Raw genomic sequence first — 22,093 nt, forward strand, 5'->3', positions numbered from 1 at the left:
ACGACCGACACCGCGCCGAATTCTCCCATCGCCCGGGCATTGCACAGCAGCACGCCGTAGAGGAGTCCCCAACGGATGTTGGGCAGGGTCACGCGGAAGAAGGTCTGGAACCCGGTCGCGCCCAATGACAGCGCCGCTTCCTCGTCGTCGCGGCCCTGCGCCTGCATCAGCGGGATCAGTTCGCGCGCGACGAACGGGAAGGTGACGAACATCGTCGCCAGGACGATGCCGGGAACGGCGAAGATAATGCCGATGTCATGATCCGCCAGCCACGGCCCGAACCAGCCCTGCGCGCCGAACAGCAGGACATAGACGAGGCCGGAAACGACCGGCGAGACCGAGAAGGGCAAGTCGATCAGGCTGGTCAGGACGCTCTTGCCGACGAAGTCGAACTTGGTGATCGCCCAGCTGGCGGCGAGGCCGAAGATCACGTTGGCGGGGACGGCGATGGCGGCGACGAGCAGGGTCAGGCGCATCGCAGCGAGCGCGTCGGGTTGGCGGATCGCGTCGAGAAAGGCGCCTAGGCCGAGCGCGAGCGCTTGGCTGAAGACCGTTACGAGCGGCAGTAGCAACATCAGCCCTAGAAACGCCAGCGCGATGGTGATCAGCAGCAGGCGCGCGCCCCGCCCCTCCCCGATCGGCCGCCTCATTCGCCGCCGACCCGGCGCGCATTCCATGCCTGGAACAGGTTGAGCAGGACGAGGATGCTGAACGAGGCGAGCAGCAGGATGACGGCGATCGCGGTCGCGCCGGCATAGTCATATTGCTCGAGCTGGGTGACGATCAGCAGCGGCGCGATTTCGGTGCGATATGGCATGTTTCCGGCAATGAAGATGACCGAGCCATATTCGCCGACGCCGCGCGCGAAGGCCATGGCGAAACCGGTCAGCAAGGCGGGCATGATCGCCGGGAAAATGACGCGGTTGAAGGTCTGGAAGCGGCTCGCGCCGAGCGTGGTGGCGGCTTCCTCGACGTCATGGCCGAGGTCGGCAAGGACCGGCTCGATCGAGCGGACGACGAACGGCAGGCCGACGAAGGTCAGGGCGACGGTGATGCCGAGCCAGGTAAAGGCGACCTTGACGCCGAGTGGTTCGAGCAGCCCGCCGATCCAGCCATTGGCGGCGAACAGCGAGGTCAGCGCAATGCCGGCGACCGCGGTCGGCAGCGCGAACGGCAGATCGACGATCGCGCCGACCAGCCGCCGGCCGGGGAAATTGTAACGGACCAGCACCCAGGCGACGAGCGTGCCGAACACCGCATTGATCGACGCCGCCGCCGCCGCCGCGCCGAAGCTGACGCGATAGGCGGCGATGGCGCGGGCGTTGAGCCCGGCCTCGAGGAAGCCGCTCCACCCCATCCCGGCGGTGCGGAATGCCAGCGCCGACAGCGGGAGCAGGACGATCAGCGACAGCCAGACGATGGTCACGCCGAGGCTGAGCCCGAAGCCGGGGATGATCGAGCGACGTACGCCCACGCCGCGCCGCGCCCGGCCGAGAGCCTCGGTCAGGGGCGCGACGAGCGCGTGTTCGGCCGCAGCCATCAGGGCGGGTGCGGGGGTCAGTGGGCCTTCTTCGCCATGATCGCGTCGAACAGGCCGCCGTCGGCAAAATAGCGCATCTGCGCCGCCTGCCACCCGCCGAAGTCGGCGATCGTCGCCAGCTGGACCTTGGGGAAATCGGCGGCATGCCGCGCCGCAACCGCGGGGTCACGCGGGCGGTAATAGTTACGGGCGATGATCTCCTGCGCTTCGGGCGTGTAGAGAAATTTGAGATAGGCGGTCGCCGCTTCCTCGGTGCCATGCTTTTTGACATTGGCGTCGATCACCGCGACCGGCGGCTCGGCGAGGATCGAGATGGAGGGGACGACCATCTCGACCTTGTCGGCGCCCATCTTCTTCTGGGCAAGCAGGGCCTCATTCTCCCACGCGATCAGCACGTCGCCGATGCCGCGCTCGACGAAGGTGGTAGTCGCGCCGCGCGCGCCGCTGTCGAGGACCGGGACATGATCGAACAATTGGCCGAGGAAAGCGTCGGCACCGGCGTCGCCGCGCTTCGCCTTGCGCGCCCAGGCGGCGGCGGCGAGGACGTTCCAGCGCGCCCCGCCCGACGATTTGGGATTGGGGGTGATGACCTCGATCCCCGGCTTTACCAAGTCGCCCCAGTCGCGAATGGCCTTGGGATTGCCCTTGCGGACCAGGAACACGATGGTCGAGGTGTATGGCGCGCTGTTGTCCCGCAACCGCGCCTGCCAGTCGGCGGGCAGCTTGCCGCTCTTGGCCGCGATGGCGTCGATGTCGCCGGCCAGCGCCAGCGTGACGACGTCCGCGCCGAGCCCGTCGATCACCGCGCGCGACTGTTTGCCCGATCCGCCATGGCTCATCTCGAAGGTCAGGTCCTGCTTGTGATCCTTCTTCCACGCGGCGGCGAAGGCGGGGTTGATCTCCTTGTACAGCTCGCGCGTCGGATCGTAGCTGACATTGAGCAATTTATGCTCCGAACCGCTGTCCTGCCTGGCGCAGCCGCCCAGCAGCATTACCGAAGTCAGGAGGGCGCCAGCAATCAACGCCACGGGCCGTTTGCGCATCGGTCTCACCTTTCCCTGTTGGACGGGAGGCGAATCGCCCACCGTCACGTCTCGGCGGCATCCATGCTGCGCGCGGGATTTTTGGCAAGAGGCGCGCCCAAGGAAGCAGACAAGCCACTGCTGGCGCTCGCCCGATTGAAAGAAATTTGCGCAAACCGCTCGCTTTGGAGCAGTCCGGATCAGGCCCGTCAGGCGCGGAGCAGTGCGGCGACAGGTGATGGTTGAGCCGAGCGGGATCGAACCGCTGACCTCTGCAGTGCGATTGTGGAACGCAAGACCTAAGGACCGGTTTCCTGAGGGTCCATCGGGTGCTGTTGAACCTAGAAGGCGTGGGAAAGCTCGATTTGCGATACAGTCGCGATACACTTCAGACGCAATGGGAGGCTGGTTCGGCGCCGCCCAACGACCTGGAAACCTTCCTCACCCAGATTCGGCTTGCCCCGATGTTTCTTGCGATCCGCAATTACCGATCGAAGATCGTAGGGCGGCCGACCACCCTTCGCGCCGTCCGAATAGGCCAGCGCCGGCGCCAGCGACGGGCGCGATGCCTCAAAATCGACCACCCGCTCCCTCGTCTCCAGCGGATCCCCCACCGCCTAGAGCCGCTACAGAGCATCCGATAACCACAACAGTCCTCGTTGCTTCATCACCACCTCCGCTCCACCGCACGTGAATCATCTCAACTCAAACTTGGCGAGCGGTATGGGGACGCGCCTAGGTCACGAACCGTGCTTTCGATCCTTATGTGGTCCAGGAGAATTTGTACCGCCCATTCGCACCCCATCAATTAGGCGTGATAGACAAGCAAAAAGAGGCGGAGCTTTCGCTCCACCCCTTCATGACGAAGCTAAGGCGTAGGCGCTTAGCCGCGTTCACCCTTGGCAGGCGGTGCCGGCGGGGGCGGCGGGGGCGGCGGAGCCGGGCAAGCGTCGGTCGCGAGGATCACCGACCCATCCGGGCAGGTCTGCGTCGCCGGGGGGGGCGGCGGAGGCGGAGGCGCCTCGACGACCGGCGGCGGTGGCGGCGGAGCAATCTCTGGGCTGCCGAGCGAGACGCGGAAGCCAGCCGAGAAGCCATGGCTGGTCAGCCCCTTGCGGATGCGGCCCTCGTAACCGGCGAACAATGCTGCGGTCGGGCTGACGTTGAAGTTCAGCCCGGCGTCGACATCGAACGCCGACCGGCCGTAGTTCGGCCCGCTAACGGTGAAGGTCGACGCGCTGTTGCCGTTGAAGAAGGCGGCAACGTCATTGTTGTAACGCTTGAGGTCATAGCGATAGGCAACCCGACCGTAGGGCGAGATGCCCGTTCCCGGCGAGCTCGACAGGTCGATCCCGACCAGCGCTGCGGTCCGGCGCGTGCGGATGCGATTGACCGTCAGGTTAAGCGCGCCCGCACCGGTCTCGGTGAAGCCGTTGATGTGCCCGCTGCTATAGTCGACGCCCACGAACGGACGCAGTTTCATCCCGCCCATGTCGGCGTTGTAGCCAACCGTGCCGATAACCTTGAGCAGATTGCCTGAGAAGCTCGCGTCGGCAACGCGGTTGATCGACGTGACGTTGATCGTGCGCGTGTTGCGATATTTGCCATGGGCATAGGCCGCAGTCAGGTCGACATCGAGGACGCCGGCCGCATAATCGACGTACCCGCCGACCTGCCAGCTGTTGCCCCGACCCCTGCTGGTGCCCGCGCGATAGTCGAACTTGTCGTGGCTGTAGCCGCCAGCGACGCCGAAGGTCAGGCCATTGTTGCGGAAGTCGACGCCCAAGGCACCGCCGTAGATCTTCTGGTCGGTGCCGTAGTACGTATTGCGGTTCTTGCCCTTGCCCCACGAACCATAGGCGCGACCCCAGATGCTGGGTCCATCGACATGCGCCGGTGTGCCGTGCATCTGCAGCGCGATCTGGCGGGTGAACAACTCGCTCTGGTCGAGCAGCCCGGTCGCATAAGCCGCATAGGGTTCTGGGCTGGCCTGGGTGAAGAACGACTGGGCCTGCGCTGCCGTCATGTTGTCGACCGCAGTAACGACCGTCGCCGCATCACCGGTGGCCCCCGTTACGAGCGCCTGGAACCCAGTCGCCGTGGCGATCTGGTTGGGCGTCGCGCCGGCACCGAGCCCAGCGGCATAGTTGGTCCGCTGGATGGTCAGGCGATAGACCTGTCCGCCCGTGATCGAGACGATGCCCGTCGGGAAGAAGTTGATGAACGGTGAGATGGCGTTCCCGGTCACCAGGCTTCCGGCGACGCCGTTGAGCGACGTGCCCGCGAAGGCGCCGGCGATCGTTGTCGCCTTGACGACATCAAAGGTTGAACCCGCGACGTAGAGTCCACCGGGCGAGGTCAGCGCGAGGTTGCCACCGAGCGTCGCCGCCCCGGTCACCGCCAACTGGTCATAGCCGGTGCCTGCCACAGCCGAGGGCGTCACGTCGATCGCGAGCGTCCCGGTCGCGGTTTGCGTGAACGGCCCCGTGATACGGAAAATTCCGGTCGTGCCGGCCGTGCCGGGATTGAGCGTCCCGCTGTTGGTGACCGCGCCGACGACAAGGCCAGTTCCGGTCAGCGTGCCGGCATTGGCGACCGCTCCCGTGACAGTCCCGTTGACGACCGTGTTCGACCCTGCCGCCCCGGTAACCGCACCAGTGAGCGCGCCGCCGCTGGCGACGTTGAGCGTCGCGCCGGACGCCACGCTGGCCGGCGTGGTGTAGGCACCCGTGACATTGACCGTCCCGGCGCTGACACCGAGGTTGCCGCTCAGCGTGCCCGTGCCACCCAGCGTCAATGCGCCGGTGCCGACCTTGGTCAGTCCGGTGCCGGCGAGCGTCCCGGTGAGCGCGGTCGACGTATTGTTGCCGCCCGCCGTCAGGGTGAAGCCGGCGGTGTTGACCGCGCCAGCGCCGGCGATGCTGCCGACCGTCTCATTGCCCGATAGCTGGAAGGTCGCGCCGGTGCCGACCGTCACCGCCGACGTATCGCCGATGCCGGTACCCGCCGCGACGAGCGTGCCGCCGGTGACATTGGTCGCCCCGCTATATGTATTGGTGCCCGACAGGGTCACCGTGCCGGTGTTGAGCTTGGTGACGGTACCAGTGCCCGACAGGTTGCCGGCATAGGTCCCGACCGTGGTTTGGTCGAATACCAGCGCCGCGTTATTGACGATCGGCCCCTGGAGCGAAGTCGTCGTGCCGGTCAGCGTGCCCGCCGAGACAGTAGTGCCACCGGTGTAGCTGTTCGCTCCACCCAAGGTAAGGTTGCCCGCCCCTGTCTTGGTCTGCGCGCCGGCGCCCGAAATGACGCCCGAAAGCGTCGTCGCGGCATCGGCCTGAACCGTGCCGCCGCCCGCGCCGAGCGTGGCGGTATTGGCCAGCGTCAGCGCAGCGGTGGTCTGCAGCGTGCCACCGTTGAAGGCGAGGTTGCCGGTGCCAATGTTCGCCGCCGAGCCGATTGCAATCGTGCCACCGTTGAGATTGGTGACGCCGGTCATGCCGCTGTTGGTGCCGCTCAGAGTCAAGACTCCGGCTCCGGCCTTGGTCAGCGCACCCGCGCCCGTCAGATTGCCGGCATAGGTGCCAGCCGTCGGCTGCGTGAACAGCAATGTCCCCGCGGCATTGATCAGGACATTGCCCTGGATCGACGTGGTGTTGCCCCCGAGCGTCCCGGCATTGACCGTGGTGCCACCGCTATAGGTGTTCGCCCCGGTCAGGGTGAAGATGCCCGTGCCATTCTTGGTCAGCGCGCCAACACCGGAAATAACACCGGCATAGGTCGTGTTGCTCGCGTCGCCGGTCGTGAGGCCCGCATTCAGAACGACCGATCCGCCATTGCCGGCCAGGCTGCCGATCGTCTCGGCGGTGTTGACCTGCAGCGTTCCGGCGGTGGTCGCAGTCGAATTGACCACCACCGCCCCGGTGTCGACGATGGCCGCGCCGCCGGTCAGGATGAGTTTGCCGTCGGTCACCGTGGTCGTGCCGGTGAACGTATTGGCACCCGACAGGGTCAGCGTACCCGGCGTCACCTTGCCGATCCCGCCGACGCCCGAAATCACGCCGCTGAACGCACCGCTACCAATGTTGAGATTGCCGCCGGACAGCGTGACCGCACCGGTTCCTCCATAGGGTCCGCCATCATTGAGGCTGCCGATCGTCTCGGTCGCGCCGACATCGAGGATGCCGCCGGTAGAAAGAAAGACGCCGCTCGTGTCGCCGATTGCAGAGCCGCCGATGACCCGGAGCGTGCCGAGACGCACATACGTCCCGCCAGTCGAAGTATTGACCCCTGACATGGTGGTGATGCCTGCGGAGCCGTTGAAGCCGACGTAGGTCACGCCGGTGCCCGACAGATTTCCGGCATAGGTCCCGGTCGCCGTGTTGTCGAAGAAGAGACCGCCAGAAGCGGCCGGCCCGGCGTTGTTCACGATCGTGTTCGCGCCGAGGAAGGAGGCGTTGCTGACCTGAAGGACCCCCGAGTTGAGGTTAATCCGGTCGGCAAGCGAAATGGGCTGACTTAGGCTCCAGATGCTCGTTCCACCATTGACGTTAAGCACGTCGAAATTCGTGACGGGAATATTCACCGTCCCGCCGCCAGCGCCAAGGTTGATCGTGTTGAGGCTCGCTGCCGCAGCAGTCAGCGATCCGCTCGGTAGCCGAGCGCCATTGGCGGCGTTGAACACGTTGGTCGTGCCGCTACCCATGTCGACGTTGCCCGTCAGCGTCCCGGTGTTGGTGATGACGTCGTTGCCCGCGCCCAGTGTGATGTTGCCCGTGAACGTGCCGCTGTTGGTGACGGTGGTGTCGCCCGACGATGACAGGTTACCGACGACCACGCCCGTGGTGTTGACGTTGAACGCGCCGCCCGCCGAGTTGATGTTGCCGGTGATGCCGCCGGCCGTCGCGTTGAAATTGTTGAGCGTGTTGGTCTGACCCGTGCCAGCCGCACCGAAGGTAATGTTCCCGGTGATGATGCCGGTCGCGGTCGACGCGTTGGAAACCGTGCTGCCGCCACCAACCGCAATGGCGGTCGCCGCAGTGATGCCGCCCTCGTTGTTGACGGCGCTGACAGTGCCGGTCGACAGCGTCCCGTTGACCGTTGCCGCGGGAATGACATTAATCGTCAAACCGGTGACCGCTGATCCGTTATAGCCATCGGGGTCCGCTGTGGAGCAGGTCACTGTCGTACCTGCCGCGTTCGGCAAGCAGTCGGCCATTGCCGCACTCGGAATGATGAAAGTACCTACGCCGACCAGGGTCGTCCCGATCATGAGGCGTTGCTTTGCGGAAATGCGGCTGATCATGTTTCTATTCCCCTGCTGACCGAGCGGAATACTTTCGTGTCCCGCGATGGCACGACTTGTATCCGACACTTTAAATTGTTGCGCAAGATTAAAGCAACGCGCGCTTGTGAACGTCATTAAGTTCCGAGGCGGTTCGCGAGCAACGAACCGAGCGCAACGACTGAACGAACGGCGACGCTACGGCAAGGGTATTTTTTTAAAGTAATAACTGGTTAGATCTGGCGTGGCAGCGACTGCTTCCAACGTGACGCGAAGAATCCTCCGAGAGGCCAGGCCGAAAGGGGCCGCGAAAGAGTTAAGAATGAATCTTCACAGACGGCTCCGTTCGCCGAGGCGGACGCACGGGCGTGGCGTTCCGTCGCCGGCCCGCGCATAATCGTTCTTGATCAAAGACGAGCCTGGCAGAGAGGCCCCTTCCCCTACTAAATTTTGGCAGGCGGACAGGATTGACGCCTCAGGACAAGATTGAACTGGCAGGGACATTGCGACGTGGATCAACCAGACTTCGATTGCTGCGACCGCACCGTCCCAAGTATTTCTGCACGGCGGAAAAAAGACCTATCCGCTCGGTTTTCAGATACTGCTAAAGCGGGACCTTGACCCTCGTCGGTGGGAGCAAAAGCATCGACGCCGATGCCTGGTCCAACACCAATCGAAATTCGATGGACGCGAACCTTACGACGTCGCGGATCCTAAGTCCTCGACCAGCCTTAACACCCGCTTGCCAAGCTCGGGGCGACAGATCAGCATATCGGGCAAATACACATCTCCCCGATTATAGCGTAGCGGCGATCCGTCGATCCGGCTGCAATGCAGGCCGCACGCCGCCGCTACCGCGACCGGGGCACAGCTGTCCCACTCATATTGTCCTCCCGTGTGGAGATAGATGTCGGCGTCGCCCAGGACAATCGCCATGGCCTTGGCCCCGGCGGAGCCCATCGGGACGAGTTCGGCGTCGAGCAGCTTGGCCACCGCAATCGCCTCGGCGGCGGGGCGGGTGCGGCTGACGACCATCCGCAGCGGGGTGCGAGCAGGGGACAACATGCGCGGCTGATCCGAGCGGAGGACCAGACCTGCGGCGGGCAACGCCACCGCGCCAACGGCGGCGACACCATCGATCGCCAGTGCGACATGCACCGCCCAGTCGGCGCGCGCCTCGCCATATTCACGAGTGCCGTCGACCGGATCGACGATCCATACGCGATCCATGTCCAGCCGCTTCCCGTCGCACCTGCTCTCTTCGGACAGCAGCCCGTCATCGGGCCGTTGCTCGCGCAGCGCGCTGACCAGAAACTGGTTCGCAATCTGATCCCCGGCCTGTCCCAGCGCATCGGGCGCGAACATATTTGCATCGCGAACGATCATCAGGATACGTCCGGCAGCCTCGGCCAGATGACCGGCGAGTTCCGCGTCGGTCATGCGGCACTGTCCAGCAGCATGTCGACGATATGATCGGCCGCTTCGACCGGCGTCATTGCCGTCGTATCGATCCTCAATTCGGGCTTCGTCGGCGGTTCGTAGGGCGAATCGATGCCGGTGAAATTGCGCAGCTCCCCCGCCCGCGCCTTCTTGTAGAGTCCCTTCACATCGCGAGCCTCGGCGTCCGCAAGCGGCGTGTCGATATGAATTTCGAAAAATTCGCCCTCGGGCAGCATCGCGCGGACCAGTTCGCGCTCGGCGGCGAAGGGCGAGATGAAGGCGGTAATCACGATCAGCCCGGCGTCGGCCATCAGCTTCGCCACCTCGCCCACGCGACGAATATTCTCGATCCGGTCGGCCTCGGTAAAGCCGAGGTCCCGGTTCAGTCCGTGGCGCACATTATCCCCGTCGAGCAGGAAGGTGTGGCGGTTCATCCGGTGCAGCTTCTTCTCGACCAGATTGGCGATCGTCGACTTGCCCGCGCCGGACAGCCCGGTGAACCACAGCACCGCCGGCTTCTGGTTTTTGACGTCGGCATGGGCCTTGCGGCTGATGTCGAGCGCCTGCCAGTGAACATTCTGGGCGCGGCGCAGGCTGAAATTGAGCATCCCGGCGGCCACGGTGGCGTTGGTCAACTTGTCGATCAGGATGAAACCGCCCAGCGTGCGACCATCGGTATAGGGCTCGAACACGATCGGCCGGTCGGTCGCGACCTCGGCGACGCCAATCGCGTTCAGGTCGAACGTCTTCGCCGCCAGATGCTCCATCGTGTTGACGTTGACCTGATATTTCGGCGGCCGGATCGTCGCCGACACCGACTGGGTGGCGAGCTTGAGCCAATAGGCGCGGCCGGGGATCATCGGCTCGTCCGCCATCCACACGATCGTCGCTTCGAAGCGGTCGGCGACCTGTGGTGGCGCATCGGCGATGGCGATGACATCGCCGCGCGAGCAATCGACCTCGTCGGCCAGCGTCAGCGTCACCGACTGGCCGGCGATTGCGATCGGGAGGTCGCCGTCGAACGTGACGATGCGCGCGACGGTCGTCGTCCTGCCCGACGGCAGCACGCGCACCTCGTCTCCGGCCGACACGCTGCCGCTCGCGATCATTCCCGAAAATCCGCGAAAGTAGAGGTTGGGACGATTGACGCATTGCACCGGCATGCGGAAGGGCCGCGTGCGATCGGCCTCTTCGTCGAGCTCCACGGTTTCCAGATAGCCGAGCAGCGTCGGCCCCCCGTACCACGGCATGTTCTTGCTCAGCGTCGCAATATTGTCGCCCTTGAAGCCGGAGACGGGAATCGCCGCGACCCGGCCAATCCCGATCGATTCCGCGAACGCCCGATAGTCGGCGGCGATCTGGTCGAAGACCGCCTCGTCATAATCGACCAGGTCCATCTTGGTCACTGCCAGCACGAGGTGGCGGATGCCGATGAGGTGCGTCAGATAACTATGGCGCCGGGTTTGGGTCAGCACGCCCTTGCGCGCATCGACCAGGATGACGGCGAGGTTGGCGGTCGACGCGCCGGTGACCATGTTGCGGGTATATTGTTCGTGGCCGGGCGTGTCGGCAACGATGAACTTGCGCTTGTCGGTCGCGAAATAGCGATAGGCGACGTCGATCGTGATGCCCTGCTCGCGCTCTGCCGCCAGCCCGTCGACGAGCAGCGCGAAAGCAATCTCCTGCCCCTGCGTGCCGACGCGGTTCGAATCGGATATGAGCGACGTGAGTTGATCGTCGAAGATCATCTTCGCATCGTACAGCAGCCGCCCGATCAGCGTCGACTTGCCATCGTCGACCGATCCGCAGGTGATGAAACGCAGCAATCGGCCGAGCTCCAAAGGCGGGTGACGATCAGCTGTTTCTAATGCGTTCACGACGTTCCCATGGCGCTGATATGCAGGAGCCCCCCCTTGCGATGCCGTCCCAGTTCTTACAAGGAGATGCCCGATAATACCGAGATGGTGATGGGCTAAACCGCCTGCCCGGCGGCGTGGCCACTGGCCCAGGCCCATTGGAAATTATAGCCGCCAAGCCAGCCGGTGACGTCGACCGCCTCGCCGATCGCGTAGAGCCCAGGCACGTTAGTCGCTTCCATCGTTTTTGACGACAGACCCGCCGTGGCGATGCCGCCGGCGGTGACTTCGGCCTTGGCAAAACCCTCGCTGCCATTGGGTGTGAAGCGCCAGTCGGCGAGGCGGGCTTCCGCCGCCGCCAGCATTCGGTCGGGGATGTTGCCGAGTTCGCCCGGCAGCGAAAGCTGATCGGCAAGCGTGGTCGCCAGTCGGTCGGGCAGCGAATGTCCCAGTGCCCGTTTAAGGCTGCTTCCCGGCCCCGCCCGTTTGGCCGCGACGAGCCAGCCCGACGTGCGCTCCGGCAGAAAGTCGATGCCGACTGCCTCGCCGCGCCGCCAGTAGGACGATATCTGCAGGATCGCCGGACCCGATAGCCCGCGATGGGTAAACAGCGCCGCCTCGCGAAACGCCGCCGTCCCGCACCGCGCCACCACCTCCGCCGCCACCCCCGCCAGCGTGCGGAACAGCAAATCGTCCCCGGCCAGCGTCAGCGGCACCAGCGCCGGGCGCGGCTCGATCAGCTTCAGCCCGAAGTGGCGCGCCAGATCATAAGCAAACCCGCTCGCGCCCATCTTCGGAATCGACGGCCCGCCGGTCGCGATGACCAACACCGGAGCAGTCAGGGTGCGCGCGCCGACGGTCACGCGATACTGGCCATCGCCATGATCGACCGCGCGGATCGCCTCGCCGCACGCGACATCGACCCCGCCCGCCGCGCATTCATCGAGCAGCATCGCCACGATCTGCCGCGCCGATCCGTCGCAGAATAGCTGGCCGAGCGTCTTCTCGTGCCACGCGATGCCATGGCGCTCGACCAGCGCGAGGAAGTCCGCCGGCATGTAGCGGCTCTGCGCCGAGCGGGCGAAGTGCGGGTTGGCCGACAGGAACCGCTCGGGCACCGTCCCGATGTTGGTGAAATTGCACCGCCCGCCGCCGGAGATGAGGATTTTCTTGCCCACCTCGTCGGCGTGATCGATGACCACCGCTCGCCGCCCGCGCTGGCCGGCGGTGGCGGCGCACATCAGCCCCGCCGCGCCCCCGCCCAGCACGATCGCGTCATAGGCGTCGCTCATTTCTGGCGGGCGGGCTTCTTGTAAGGCTTGGCGTGAGCCGACTTCTTGTAGGGCGGCTTGTTCGGACGAAGCTGTGGCGGCTTGTTAGGAACAAGCTGCGGCGGCTGGGCCTCGCCGCGGCTGTTGTTCGACGGACCGTTGCGCTCGCCCGGAGCCGGCGCGCCGGGTGACGGAATGATCGTGATCCCATTCTCGTCGTCGCTGCCCGGACTGGCGGTACGGCGGACGGCGTCGCGGAACTTCGCCTCGGCGGCGCGGGTCAGCTGGAAATAGGTCTCGTTGGCGGCGATGCGGATCGCGCCGATGGCGTTGCGCGAGACATGGCCGCGCCGACACAGCAACGGCAACAGCCAGCGCGGGTCGGCATTGTGACGGCGGCCGATGTCCATCTTGAACCAGATCGCATCGTCGAAGTCGGCGCGATCGCGCGGCCCCTCGTCGCCGCCGCGTTCGCCGCCGCCGACCTGGCCGGTCGGACCGGGTCGCGACGACAGGTCGATCAGCTCCTCCGGCTCGGGCATCTGCCCCTTGCTCGCCCGAAGCAGCGCCAGCGCAAGATCGATCGGCTGCATCTTCTCGACCAGTTGCCCGGCCAGCGCGCGATCCGCGTCGCTCGCCTCGACCGGCTCAGCCAGCGTCGTCAATAACCGCTCGCGGTCGCGCTCGCGGATCGCATCGGCGCTCGGCACCGGCACCCATTCGGCGGCAATCCGCGCCTGGCGCAGCATTCCTTCGACCCGGCGGCGGCGCGGATAGGGCACGATCAGGACAGCAGTGCCCTTCTTGCCCGCGCGTCCGGTGCGGCCCGACCGGTGCTGCAGCACCTCGGCATCGCGCGGCACCTCGACATGGATGACCAGGCTCAGCGACGCGACATCGATCCCGCGCGCGGCAACGTCGGTCGCGACGCACACCCGCGCCCGGCCATCGCGCAACGCCTGCAGCGCATGGTTGCGCTCATTCTGGCTATGCTCGCCCGACAGCGCGACCGCCGCGAAGCCGCGCTCGACCAGCGCGGCGTGGAGGTGGCGGACATTGTCGCGCGTCGCGCAGAACAGCATCGCCGTCTCCGCCTCGTAGAAACGCAGCAGGTTGATCACCGCATGCTCGATCTCCGACGGGCTGACCGCGACCACCTGATAGCTGATGTCGCCATGCCCGCGCTCGTCACCGACGGTCGAGATGCGCAGTGCGTCCTTCTGATAGCGCTTCGCCAGCGCGACGATCGGCTTGGGCATGGTTGCCGAGAACAGCAACGTCCGCCGCTCGGCCGGGGTGCCGTCGAGAATCTCCTCGAGGTCCTCGCGAAAGCCCATGTCGAGCATCTCGTCGGCCTCGTCGAGCACGACATATTCCAGCGCCGACAGGTCGAGCGCGCCGCGTTCCAGGTGATCGCGCAGCCGTCCCGGCGTGCCGACGACGATGTGCGACCCGCGCGCCAGGGCGCGTCGTTCTTCGCTCGCGTTCATGCCGCCGACGCAGGTCGTGATGCGTCCGCCGGCCTTGTCGAACAGCCACATCAGCTCACGGCTGACCTGCAATGCCAGTTCGCGCGTCGGCGCGATGACTAGCGCCAGCGGGGCCCCCGCTCCGCCATTATTGCCGCCAACCTCGAGCAGCCGCTCCGCCATCGCCAGCCCGAACGCGACGGTCTTGCCCGACCCGGTCTGGGCCGAGACGATCAGGTCGCGGCCGCGCGCATCCTCCTCAAGAACCGCCGCCTGAACTGGGGTGGGATCGGCATAGCCCTGGGCGGTGAGGGCTTCGGCGATCAGCGGGGGAAGCGTGGGAAAGGGCATGAGTCTCGATGATTCTTGGCAAACCGCCTGGAAGCGGGCGCGGGTGATGTCCGCGGCCAGCGGGCGTCGGAACGAGCACAGGGCAAGACCGGGAACGCAGGTGGCGCGGAAAAAGGCCCCCTACCGGTTTTCCGTCCGAACTGCCACCCGCGACTGTTTACAGTATCAAGCCAAAGTGAAATTCGGCAATCGCGGTCTTTATCGCGGTCGATCCAGCGATATCGCTCCGCTTATGCGGTCCCGTCACCGGGTGGCGGTGCACAAACTTGGTCAGACAGGTCACGTCCGATGCCGCCAGATTTGGAACCGTCGATCCACTCGCCACGTTCATCGCGAACGGCGAATTGCTGACAATCCGTTCATCTGTGATACATTATCACATTCGCACAGGGCCATCGATTTCCAACGAAGCGGGCCTCCCCCAATGATTGATTACCGCGTTTCCACCGTTCTCTCGCTCGTTCTGGCAGCCGCCGGCCCGGCCGCAGCCGCCGACATTGCCGCGACCAGCGCGCCGGCGTCCGACAGCGTCGTAGCGCCGGCAGGACAGGAAATCGTCGTCACCGGCACCCGCCGCCGCAGCGACGACGTGCTCGGCGACGTCAAGGTGCTCGGCGGACAGGACCTGACCAACCAGCTCCGCGCGACTCTTGGCGAGACGCTCGCCCACCAGCCCGGGGTCACGACCTCCGGCTCCGGCCCCAACGTCGCCCGCCCGGTGCTGCGCGGCCTGTCGGGCGATCGATTGCGGATTTTGACCGACGGCATCGGTGCGCTCGACGTCTCGGCCTCGAGCAGCGATCATGCGGTGGCGATCAATCCGCTCACGGCGGACTCGATCGAAGTCCTGCACGGGCCGGCGGCGCTGCTCTATGGCTCCTCGGCGATCGGCGGCGTGGTGAACGTCATCGACTCGCGCATCCCGCGCCGAATGCCCGAAGCGCCGCTCCATGTGCAGGGCATCGGCGGCTTTGGCAGCGCAGCCAATCAGATCATTGCTAATGGCGAAGTCGATGTCCCACTCGGCTCGCATATTGTCGTTCACGGCGATGCCAACTACACCCACAACGACGACCTGCGCACCGGCGGATACATACTTTCCGCGCCGCTCCGAGGCCAAGCTGCGGCCAGCGCTGACCCGGAAATTCAGTCGCTCGCGACGCTCAAGGGAAAGCTGCCCAACAGCGACGGTCGCGGGTTCGAAGCGGCGGGGTCGGTCGCCTATATCGACGGCGCCCTCAACATCGGCGTCTCGGTCACGCGCCACACCGCCAACTATGGCGTTCCCATTCGCTACTCGCTCGATCCCGACATCGAGGCGGACCAGACGCACATCGACGTTCACCAGACCCGCTATGACGCCCGCGCCGAAATTCCGCTTTCCGGACTGTTCAAGCAACTGCGCCTGCGCGGCGGCTATTCAGATTACAATCACAAGGAAATCGGCGCCGACGGCGGCATCGGCAGCCAGATCTTTTCCAAGGGTACGGAAGGGCGCGCCGATCTCGTCCAGCGCGACACCGGCGGCTGGGGCGGCATCAGCGGCGTCCAATATCTCGATGTCCGTCAGCGGATCGCGGGGGACGAGCAGTTCCTGCCGCCTACCCACCAGAAAACATACGGTTTGTTCACCGTCCAACACATCGACGCGGGCTCGCTCCGGCTCGAGGCCGGGGTCCGATATGAGCATAGCGATCTTCGCGCGACGGCGAGCAGCGTCGTCGGCAACCCCGACCTCCAGCGCAAATATTCGACCCTCTCGCTGTCCGCAGGAGGCACCTACGCGCTCGGCGACGGGTGGAAGCTCGGCCTCAACCTTGCCCGCTCGCAGCGCGCGCCGTCGATCGACGAGCTTTACGCCAACGGGCCACACGGCGGCAACGCGAGCTATGAGCGCGGCAACCCCGACCTCGGCATCGAACGCAGCGTCGGGTTCGAGGCGAGCATCAGGCACAACAGCGGTCCAATTGACCTCACTGCCACCGCCTACGGCAGTCACTTCGGCAACTTCCTCTATCAGGCACCGACCGGCGAAGTGATCGACGACCTGCCCGTCTATGAATTCCGCCAGGGAAGCGCGCGCTACGTGGGCTTAGAGGTCGAAGCCGACGTGCGGCTTGGTGAAGCAGGCGGGATCAAGTGGGGTTTGGAAGGGATTGCAGATGCCACCCGCGTGACGATCAAAAACGTCGGCCCGGCCTCCCTGATCCCTCCGCTCCGGTTGCAAGGCGCGCTCACTGCTAAGCGTGGCCCGGTCAATGCGCGGATTGAGGTCGAGCATTCCTTCGCCCAGCGTCGCAACGCCGCGCTCGAGCTGCCAACCGATGGCTTCACGCTCGTCAATGCCGGCCTCGACTGGCATCCGCTCAAGGCGCAACCGGACCTGACCCTGTCGTTGTCCGCGAACAACATCTTCGATGTCGAGGCGCGGCGTTCGACCAGCCTGTTGAAGGATTATGCTCCGCTCGCCGGACGCGACTTCCGCGTGACGGCGCGGTTCAGCTACTAAAGCTCAATCCCTGCGGCGATCGCTTCGAGCTTGCGGACGCGTTCCTTGAGGTCCGCAATCTCGATCCGGCCGCCGGTCGGGGCGTGGCTCGGTCCGGCTCCGCCTCGGCTGGCCAGTTCCAGTCGCTTGTACTCGAGCCACCCGCGCCAACCCTTGAGCAGGGCGATCGCGGCGATCACCAGCGTCGCAACTAGGCTTGCGCCCATCACCGCGATCGAGACGGGGTCAGTCATCACTTTTCCTCCCGCAGCGCTTCGATCTCCCGGGCCAGCGCATCATTGGGGCGCGCGAGGTGATCGTCGATCGCCATCAGGCGGCGGTCGGTGACGTCGAGTTCGGTGCGCATCATGTGGACCGATGGGCGCGTTTTACCGAGGTCGGCCATGCGATCATAGTCGCTGCGCCGCTCGGCCGCGCCGTTGAGCTTTTTGTCTTTCATCCGCAGCCAGATGGCCGCGCCGACATAGCCGACCAGGCCGATTTTCCAGCCGACCAGCAGCGCCAGCGCGACGAAGCCGATGCGGATGACCGTCGGGTCGATATTGAACACGTCGCCGAGGCGCGAGGCAACTCCGGCGAGCTTGCGATCGCGGCGGGCAAGCGAATAACGAACCATGATCATTTCCCCTTAATGACGCGCCGCGCGGGCGGCCTTGAGTTGTTCGAGTGCGGCATCGACTTGCTCGGTTGCGCGCAGTTCGCGGATTTCCTCTTCCAGGCTTTTCGGCCCGGTCATGCCCAGTGCATCGGCCATTCCCTCGGCGAGGTCGGCGCGGCGTTCCAGTTGCTCGAAGCGGGCGAAGGCATCGTCGGTCCGACTACCGTGAAGGGCCTGGCTGACGCGGGCCCGGGCGACCGCAGATTCTATCCGCGATGCAATCGAAGCCTGGCGGGTGCGCGCTTCGCGCAGCTTCGCCTGAAGGCGCGCAATGTCTTGCTCATAGCCCTTGAGCACATCGTTCAGCCCGTCGATCTCGGCGCGCAGGCCGCCGGCCATGTCGCTCGCCTGCTGGCGCTCGTTGAGCGCGGCGCGGGCCAGATCCTCGCGGTCCTTCGACAGCGCCAGTTCGGCCTTCTCGGTCCAGCCGGCCTCGATCGTTTCGAGCCGCTGCAGCGCCCGGCCCATCTCCTTCATGTCGGCGATCGATCGCGCGGCGGTGGCGCGGACTTCAACCAGCGTCTCCTCCATTTCTGCGATGATCACCCGGATCATCCGCGCGGGGTCTTCGGCCCGGTCGAGCAATTCGGTCATGTTCGCGGCGATGATGTCGCGTGCCCGGCTGAACACCGGACCCGACAGGATGCCGGCGAGCGGGGCAAAGCGCAGCGGCGCAACGGGTTCTGCCGATGGCGGTGGCGCGGCGCGCGGGATACGCACCGGCAAGACCGCCTCGATCGGCTCCAGGTTGAAGTCAGGCATAGGTCACGTTGACGAGCGGGCGAGCGGCGCCGGCGGCACCGGGGCCAACCGCAGTACCGACCGCGATCGTGCTGAACAGCAGGGCAGCGGCGAACACTGCCAGCTGCCGGTGAAAGGTCCCACGAGAAAACATTTCGAAACTCCCTTTTGGCAGGCCACGTTGTCGGCAGCCCGATACAGCCTACCATACAAGAGCCGTGCCAATCGCGGATTTGCGCCAAAAAGCATTTTGCGGGCTGTCGCTTCAGGGAGAATTAGCGGGTTTTGCCACCAGCAATTGGTGCGCCGTCCCAACCCAGGCGGTGGAACCACATCGTTCCACAGGCTTTCATGCGGCGACAGGATTCGCACAGGAGATTTGCATGCTCGGGAAGCTCGTCGCCGCGTTTATCGGTGATAAGATCATGGCCAGCAGCGGTCGCGGCGGAGCGGGCGCCGTCGTCGGCGCCGCGACCGCCGCCGCCGCCCGGCGCGGGATCGGGCCACTCGCGACGGTCATTGCCGCAGGGTACGGGCTAAAGAAGCTTAACGACTATCACAAGGCGCGCCGCACTTAGATCCGGGCCTATCTGGCCGGCTTGACCTACTTCGGAAGGCGCTCAAGGATCTCGATGCCGCGCTCGACGGCGCGAATCTCGCTCTGCGCGAGCCGGTCGAGCCGCTGGGCCAGCGACCCTGCTGCGGTCCCGCGCTGGTCGAGCAGCGCTCGCCCCCCCTCGGTCAGCCGCAACGCCAGCCGGCGGCGGTTGTCCGGGTCGGGTGCTCGATCGATCAGTCCCGAGCGGACCAGTGCGTCCACCGCGCGGCTGGCCGCCGGTGCGCCGCGCCCCGAGCTCGCTGCCACCTGCCCCAGCGTCGCAGGCTCATGCTCTGACACCGCCGCCAGCAGTGTGCGCATCGCCCGGTCGCCGCGTTCGGCGTAACGCTGATCGTCCAACGTTTCGAACAGGGCCGACAGTCGCGCGGCGATGGCAGCGGGGGAATGCGGGTTCATCATTGCAAGATGCAACAGTTTTACATCGCTGACAATTGCCAATGACGAAACGATGCTTGCGTCGAGCCTGGCGCCCTGCTCAAACGCCGCATGAGTAAGGCCACCCTCGTCCGCCCCGCCCTGCCTCGCAATGTCTGGATCCTCGGATTCGTCAGCTTGCTGATGGACCTGTCGAGCGAGATTTATCACGCCCTGCTGCCCGCTTTCCTGACCATCACGCTCGGCCTGCCGGTGGCGGCGATGGGCGCGCTCGACGGGATGGCGGAGGCCACTGCTAACATTGCGAAGCTGGGTTCCGGCGCGCTCAGCGACCGGACCCAGAAGCGCAAGCCGTGGATCCTGCTTGGCTATGGCATGGCCGCGCTGTCGAAACCGCTGTTCCCGCTGGCGACCGGAGCTATCCCGGTGCTCGGTGCGCGGTTCGTCGATCGTATCGGCAAGGGCATCCGCGGTGCGCCACGTGACGCGATGATCGCCGACGAGACGCCGCCCGAATTGCGCGGCCGGGCGTTCGGGTTGCGCCAGTCGATGGACACGGTGGGCGCTTTCCTTGCACCGCTGGCGGCGATCGGGCTGATGATCTGGTTCAGGAACGACATCCGCGCCGTGTTCTGGGTCGCGGTGATCCCGGCGTTCCTGTCATTCTTCTTTGCTTGGACGATGTTGCGGGAGGGCTCAGACAAGACGGACACCAAGGTGAAGATGAAATGGGCCGGCTTCCGCTTGCTTGATCCGGGGGTCAAACAGCTGATCGGGGTGGGCTTCCTGTTCGGGCTGGCGCGCTTCTCCGAGAGCTTCCTGATCCTCAAGGGCATCGATGCCGGCATCGCGCCGAGCTGGTCGCCGATCGTGTTGGCGCTGTTCAACCTTGCCTATCTCCTCCTTGCCTACCCCGCCGGGATCTTCAGCGACCGGATGAATCCGCGCACCATCCTGCTCGTCGGGATCGGACTGCTCGTCGGCGCTGACTTGGTGCTGGCAAAAGGCGAGGCGCTGTGGACGGTCGGACTGGGCGTCGTCCTGTGGGGGGCGCACATGGCGTTGACCCAGGGCATCTTCAGCCGGATGATCGCCGATGCGGCGGGCGCGGAGCGGCGGGCGACCAGCTTTGGCGCGTTCTTCTTCGTGTCCGGCATCGCCGCCTTGCTGTCGAGCCTCGGCGCGGGTTTGATCTGGGATCGCGACGGACCTGCCACGACCTTTATGGCCGGGGCGGTGCTGGCCGCCGTTGCCGGTGCGATGGTCCTGCTGCTGCCGAAAGCCGATTCAGCGGCTGCGTGACCTGAACGGCGGCATGCGGTCGGCAACGGCCGTCTGGTCGAAGAACTGCTGCTTGAGGGCGGCGAGGACGTGCAGCACGAGCACCCCGATCAGGCTCCACGCCAGCAATTCATGAGCCTCGGCCACCGGCCCGATTGAAAGGGCCGGGAATTTCAAGCCCCAGCGCAGAATCGTCATCCCGCCGACGGCGCGCTCCGCGACCAGCCCCAGCCCGGTAATCGGGAGGGCAAACATCAGAAAATAGAAGAGGCGGTGATTCCACACGGCCGCCGCCCGCTCCCACTTGGGAAAGTCGGCCGGAAACCGCGGTGGCGGGTTATTGGGGCGAATGACGAGCCGGAGGATGGCGAGTAGCAGGATCGCCACCCCGACCGTCTTGTGCCAGGCGACGATGTCCGTCTTCTCCGGCCCCTTGGGCATGTCGGCGAACTTCAGGCCAATGGCAATCTGAGCGAGGATCAGCAGCACGCTGAACCAGTGGATCGCTACCGCCAGCGAGGAATAGCGAACTGCGACCGGACCCGTCGTGTCGTCGACCATCCGGTCCATCGTTGGCCTCCTAGCGGGTAAATTTTTCGCCCCGCGTCCCCTTGTCGAGGAGTAACTCGCTAAACGAGAAATCGCTCCCCATCCGCTCCTGCTGGCGCTTCAGCCCGTCGACGATGGTCGCGAGTCCGACCGTGTCTGCCCAGAACATCGGCCCGCCGCGATAGACCGGCCAGCCATAGCCGTAGATCCACACCACATCGATGTCAGACGCGCGTTGGGACATGCCCTCCTCAAGGATTTTAGCACCCTCGTTGACCATCGTGTAGAGCGTTCGCTCAACGATTTCCTCGTCGTCGATCTGGCGGCGTTCGATGCCCTGCCTGGCCGCAAAGTCCTCGATGATCTTCTGCACCACCGGGGACGGCGCGGGACGACGCTTCTCGTCGTAATCGTAGAAACCGGCGTTCTTCTTCTGGCCCCAGCGGTCGAGCGCACATAACGCCTCGCGGATGTTAGTCACCTTCGTCGGATCGCGGTGCCAGCCGATATCGACCCCGGCGAGATCGCTCATCTGGAACGGTCCCATCGGCATGCCGAAATCGAGGTGGACCTTGTCGATCTGCTCGGGCGTAGCGCCTTCGAGCAGCAATTTCTCCGCCTCACGGTGGCGCGGAATGAGCATGCGGTTGCCGATGAAGCCGTAACAAACTCCGGCGACGACCGCGACCTTCTTGATCCGCTTGGCGAGCTGCATCGCGGTGACCAGCACGTCGGGCGCGGTCTTCGCTCCGCGCACGACCTCGAGCAGCTTCATCACATTGGCGGGCGAGAAGAAGTGCAGCCCGACAACGTCCTGCGGCCGCGAGGTGGCGGCGGCGATCTCATCGATGTTCAGATAGCTAGTGTTGGACGCGAGGATCGCGCCGGGCTTGGCGATCGCGTCGAGTTTGGCGAAGATTTCCTTCTTCACGTCCATCTGCTCGAATACCGCCTCGATGATCAGGTCGCAGTCGGCCAGCGCAGAGAAATCGAGTGTCGGCGACAGCAAGCCCATCGCGCCCTTGACCTGCTCAGGGCTCATGCGTCCCTTCGCGGCGGTTGCCTCGTAGTTCTTGCGCATCAGGCCAGTGCCACGATCGAGTGCGTCCTGCTGCATTTCGACGATGG

The 22,093-nt window shown here is 65.4% G+C and carries 18 protein-coding genes; 3 read left to right on the forward strand and 15 right to left on the reverse strand.

Translation table 11 applies throughout. The annotated features are described in order from the left end of the window. The 8 genes from RMN84_RS08310 to RMN84_RS08350 form a co-directional block, all read right to left on the reverse strand. Nucleotides 1-650, reverse strand: a 650-nt coding sequence (locus RMN84_RS08310; protein WP_309611710.1) for a sulfate ABC transporter permease subunit, incomplete at its 3' end; no start/stop codon positions are given. Then, nucleotides 647-1,540, reverse strand: coding sequence for a sulfate ABC transporter permease subunit CysT (gene cysT, locus RMN84_RS08315; RefSeq protein WP_309611711.1), 894 nt, complete (start codon nt 1,538-1,540; stop codon nt 647-649). The genes cysT and RMN84_RS08310, both read right to left, overlap by 4 nt. Nucleotides 1,541-1,557: 17 nt before the next feature. Beyond that, nucleotides 1,558-2,583, reverse strand: a complete 1,026-nt coding sequence (locus RMN84_RS08320; protein ID WP_309611712.1) for a sulfate ABC transporter substrate-binding protein — start codon at nt 2,581-2,583, stop codon at nt 1,558-1,560. A gap of 862 nt (nt 2,584-3,445) precedes the next feature. Further along, complete coding sequence (locus tag RMN84_RS08330) at nt 3,446-7,834, reverse strand: autotransporter domain-containing protein (RefSeq protein WP_309611713.1); 4,389 nt, start codon at nt 7,832-7,834, stop codon at nt 3,446-3,448. 708 nt (nt 7,835-8,542) lie between these two features. Then, nucleotides 8,543-9,286, reverse strand: a complete 744-nt coding sequence (locus RMN84_RS08335; protein WP_309611714.1) for a 3'(2'),5'-bisphosphate nucleotidase CysQ — start codon at nt 9,284-9,286, stop codon at nt 8,543-8,545. Further along, complete coding sequence (cysN, locus tag RMN84_RS08340; RefSeq protein ID WP_309611715.1) at nt 9,283-11,112, reverse strand: sulfate adenylyltransferase subunit CysN; 1,830 nt, start codon at nt 11,110-11,112, stop codon at nt 9,283-9,285. The genes RMN84_RS08335 and cysN overlap by 4 nt, the downstream gene beginning before the upstream one ends. Before the next feature lie 146 nt (nt 11,113-11,258). Beyond that, nucleotides 11,259-12,434 (reverse strand): NAD(P)/FAD-dependent oxidoreductase, encoded by a 1,176-nt coding sequence (locus tag RMN84_RS08345; RefSeq protein ID WP_309611716.1) that lies wholly within the window; start codon nt 12,432-12,434, stop codon nt 11,259-11,261. After that, on the reverse strand, nt 12,431-14,233 hold the full coding sequence (locus tag RMN84_RS08350) for a DEAD/DEAH box helicase (protein WP_309611717.1): 1,803 nt from the start codon (nt 14,231-14,233) through the stop codon (nt 12,431-12,433). Before RMN84_RS08350 ends, RMN84_RS08345 begins: the two co-directional genes overlap by 4 nt. A gap of 424 nt (nt 14,234-14,657) precedes the next feature. Between RMN84_RS08350 and RMN84_RS08355 the strand changes: the two genes are divergently transcribed. After that, a complete protein-coding gene (locus tag RMN84_RS08355) occupies nt 14,658-16,742 on the forward strand; it encodes a TonB-dependent receptor (RefSeq protein ID WP_309611718.1) in 2,085 nt (694 codons plus the stop codon). Here RMN84_RS08355 and RMN84_RS08360 read toward each other — a convergent pair. The 4 genes from RMN84_RS08360 to RMN84_RS08375 are packed head-to-tail and all read right to left on the reverse strand — an operon-like array spanning nt 16,739 to nt 18,295. Next, nucleotides 16,739-16,975, reverse strand: a complete 237-nt coding sequence (locus RMN84_RS08360) for a hypothetical protein (RefSeq protein ID WP_309611719.1) — start codon at nt 16,973-16,975, stop codon at nt 16,739-16,741. The genes RMN84_RS08355 and RMN84_RS08360 overlap by 4 nt on opposite strands. Then, nucleotides 16,975-17,358, reverse strand: a complete 384-nt coding sequence (locus RMN84_RS08365) for a PspC domain-containing protein (RefSeq protein ID WP_309611720.1) — start codon at nt 17,356-17,358, stop codon at nt 16,975-16,977. Before RMN84_RS08365 ends, RMN84_RS08360 begins: the two co-directional genes overlap by 1 nt. 12 nt (nt 17,359-17,370) lie before the next feature. Next, nucleotides 17,371-18,162, reverse strand: a complete 792-nt coding sequence (locus RMN84_RS08370) for a PspA/IM30 family protein (protein ID WP_309611721.1) — start codon at nt 18,160-18,162, stop codon at nt 17,371-17,373. Then, nucleotides 18,155-18,295, reverse strand: a complete 141-nt coding sequence (locus RMN84_RS08375) for a hypothetical protein (RefSeq protein WP_309611722.1) — start codon at nt 18,293-18,295, stop codon at nt 18,155-18,157. The genes RMN84_RS08370 and RMN84_RS08375 overlap by 8 nt, the downstream gene beginning before the upstream one ends. Nucleotides 18,296-18,524: 229 nt before the next feature. Here RMN84_RS08375 and RMN84_RS08380 point away from each other — a divergent pair, with 229 nt between their 5' ends. After that, on the forward strand, nt 18,525-18,719 hold the full coding sequence (locus RMN84_RS08380; protein ID WP_309611723.1) for a hypothetical protein: 195 nt from the start codon (nt 18,525-18,527) through the stop codon (nt 18,717-18,719). A gap of 26 nt (nt 18,720-18,745) precedes the next feature. Here the strand turns inward: RMN84_RS08380 and RMN84_RS08385 are convergent, their stop codons facing one another. Further along, nucleotides 18,746-19,159: a MarR family transcriptional regulator gene (locus RMN84_RS08385; RefSeq protein WP_309611724.1), complete on the reverse strand. Its 414-nt coding sequence runs from the start codon at nt 19,157-19,159 to the stop codon at nt 18,746-18,748. Nucleotides 19,160-19,246: 87 nt separating this feature from the next. Here RMN84_RS08385 and RMN84_RS08390 point away from each other — a divergent pair, with 87 nt between their 5' ends. Beyond that, nucleotides 19,247-20,437 carry an MFS transporter gene (locus RMN84_RS08390; RefSeq protein ID WP_309611725.1) on the forward strand — a complete coding sequence of 397 codons (1,191 nt, stop codon included), beginning with the start codon at nt 19,247-19,249 and terminating at the stop codon, nt 20,435-20,437. Here RMN84_RS08390 and RMN84_RS08395 read toward each other — a convergent pair. Together RMN84_RS08395 and RMN84_RS08400 are read right to left on the reverse strand one after the other, a co-directional pair. Next, entirely contained in the window at nt 20,423-20,986 is a 564-nt protein-coding gene (locus RMN84_RS08395) for a cytochrome b/b6 domain-containing protein (protein WP_309611726.1), read from the reverse strand. The two genes, RMN84_RS08390 and RMN84_RS08395, sit on opposite strands and share 15 nt — an antisense overlap. 10 nt (nt 20,987-20,996) lie before the next feature. Beyond that, a partial coding sequence (locus RMN84_RS08400; protein ID WP_309611727.1) for a 3-hydroxyacyl-CoA dehydrogenase NAD-binding domain-containing protein occupies nt 20,997-22,093 on the reverse strand: 1,097 nt, incomplete at its 5' end.

Origin of the sequence: Sphingomonas sp. (assembly GCF_031380695.1) — a bacterium.
GTDB lineage: Bacteria > Pseudomonadota > Alphaproteobacteria > Sphingomonadales > Sphingomonadaceae > Sphingomicrobium.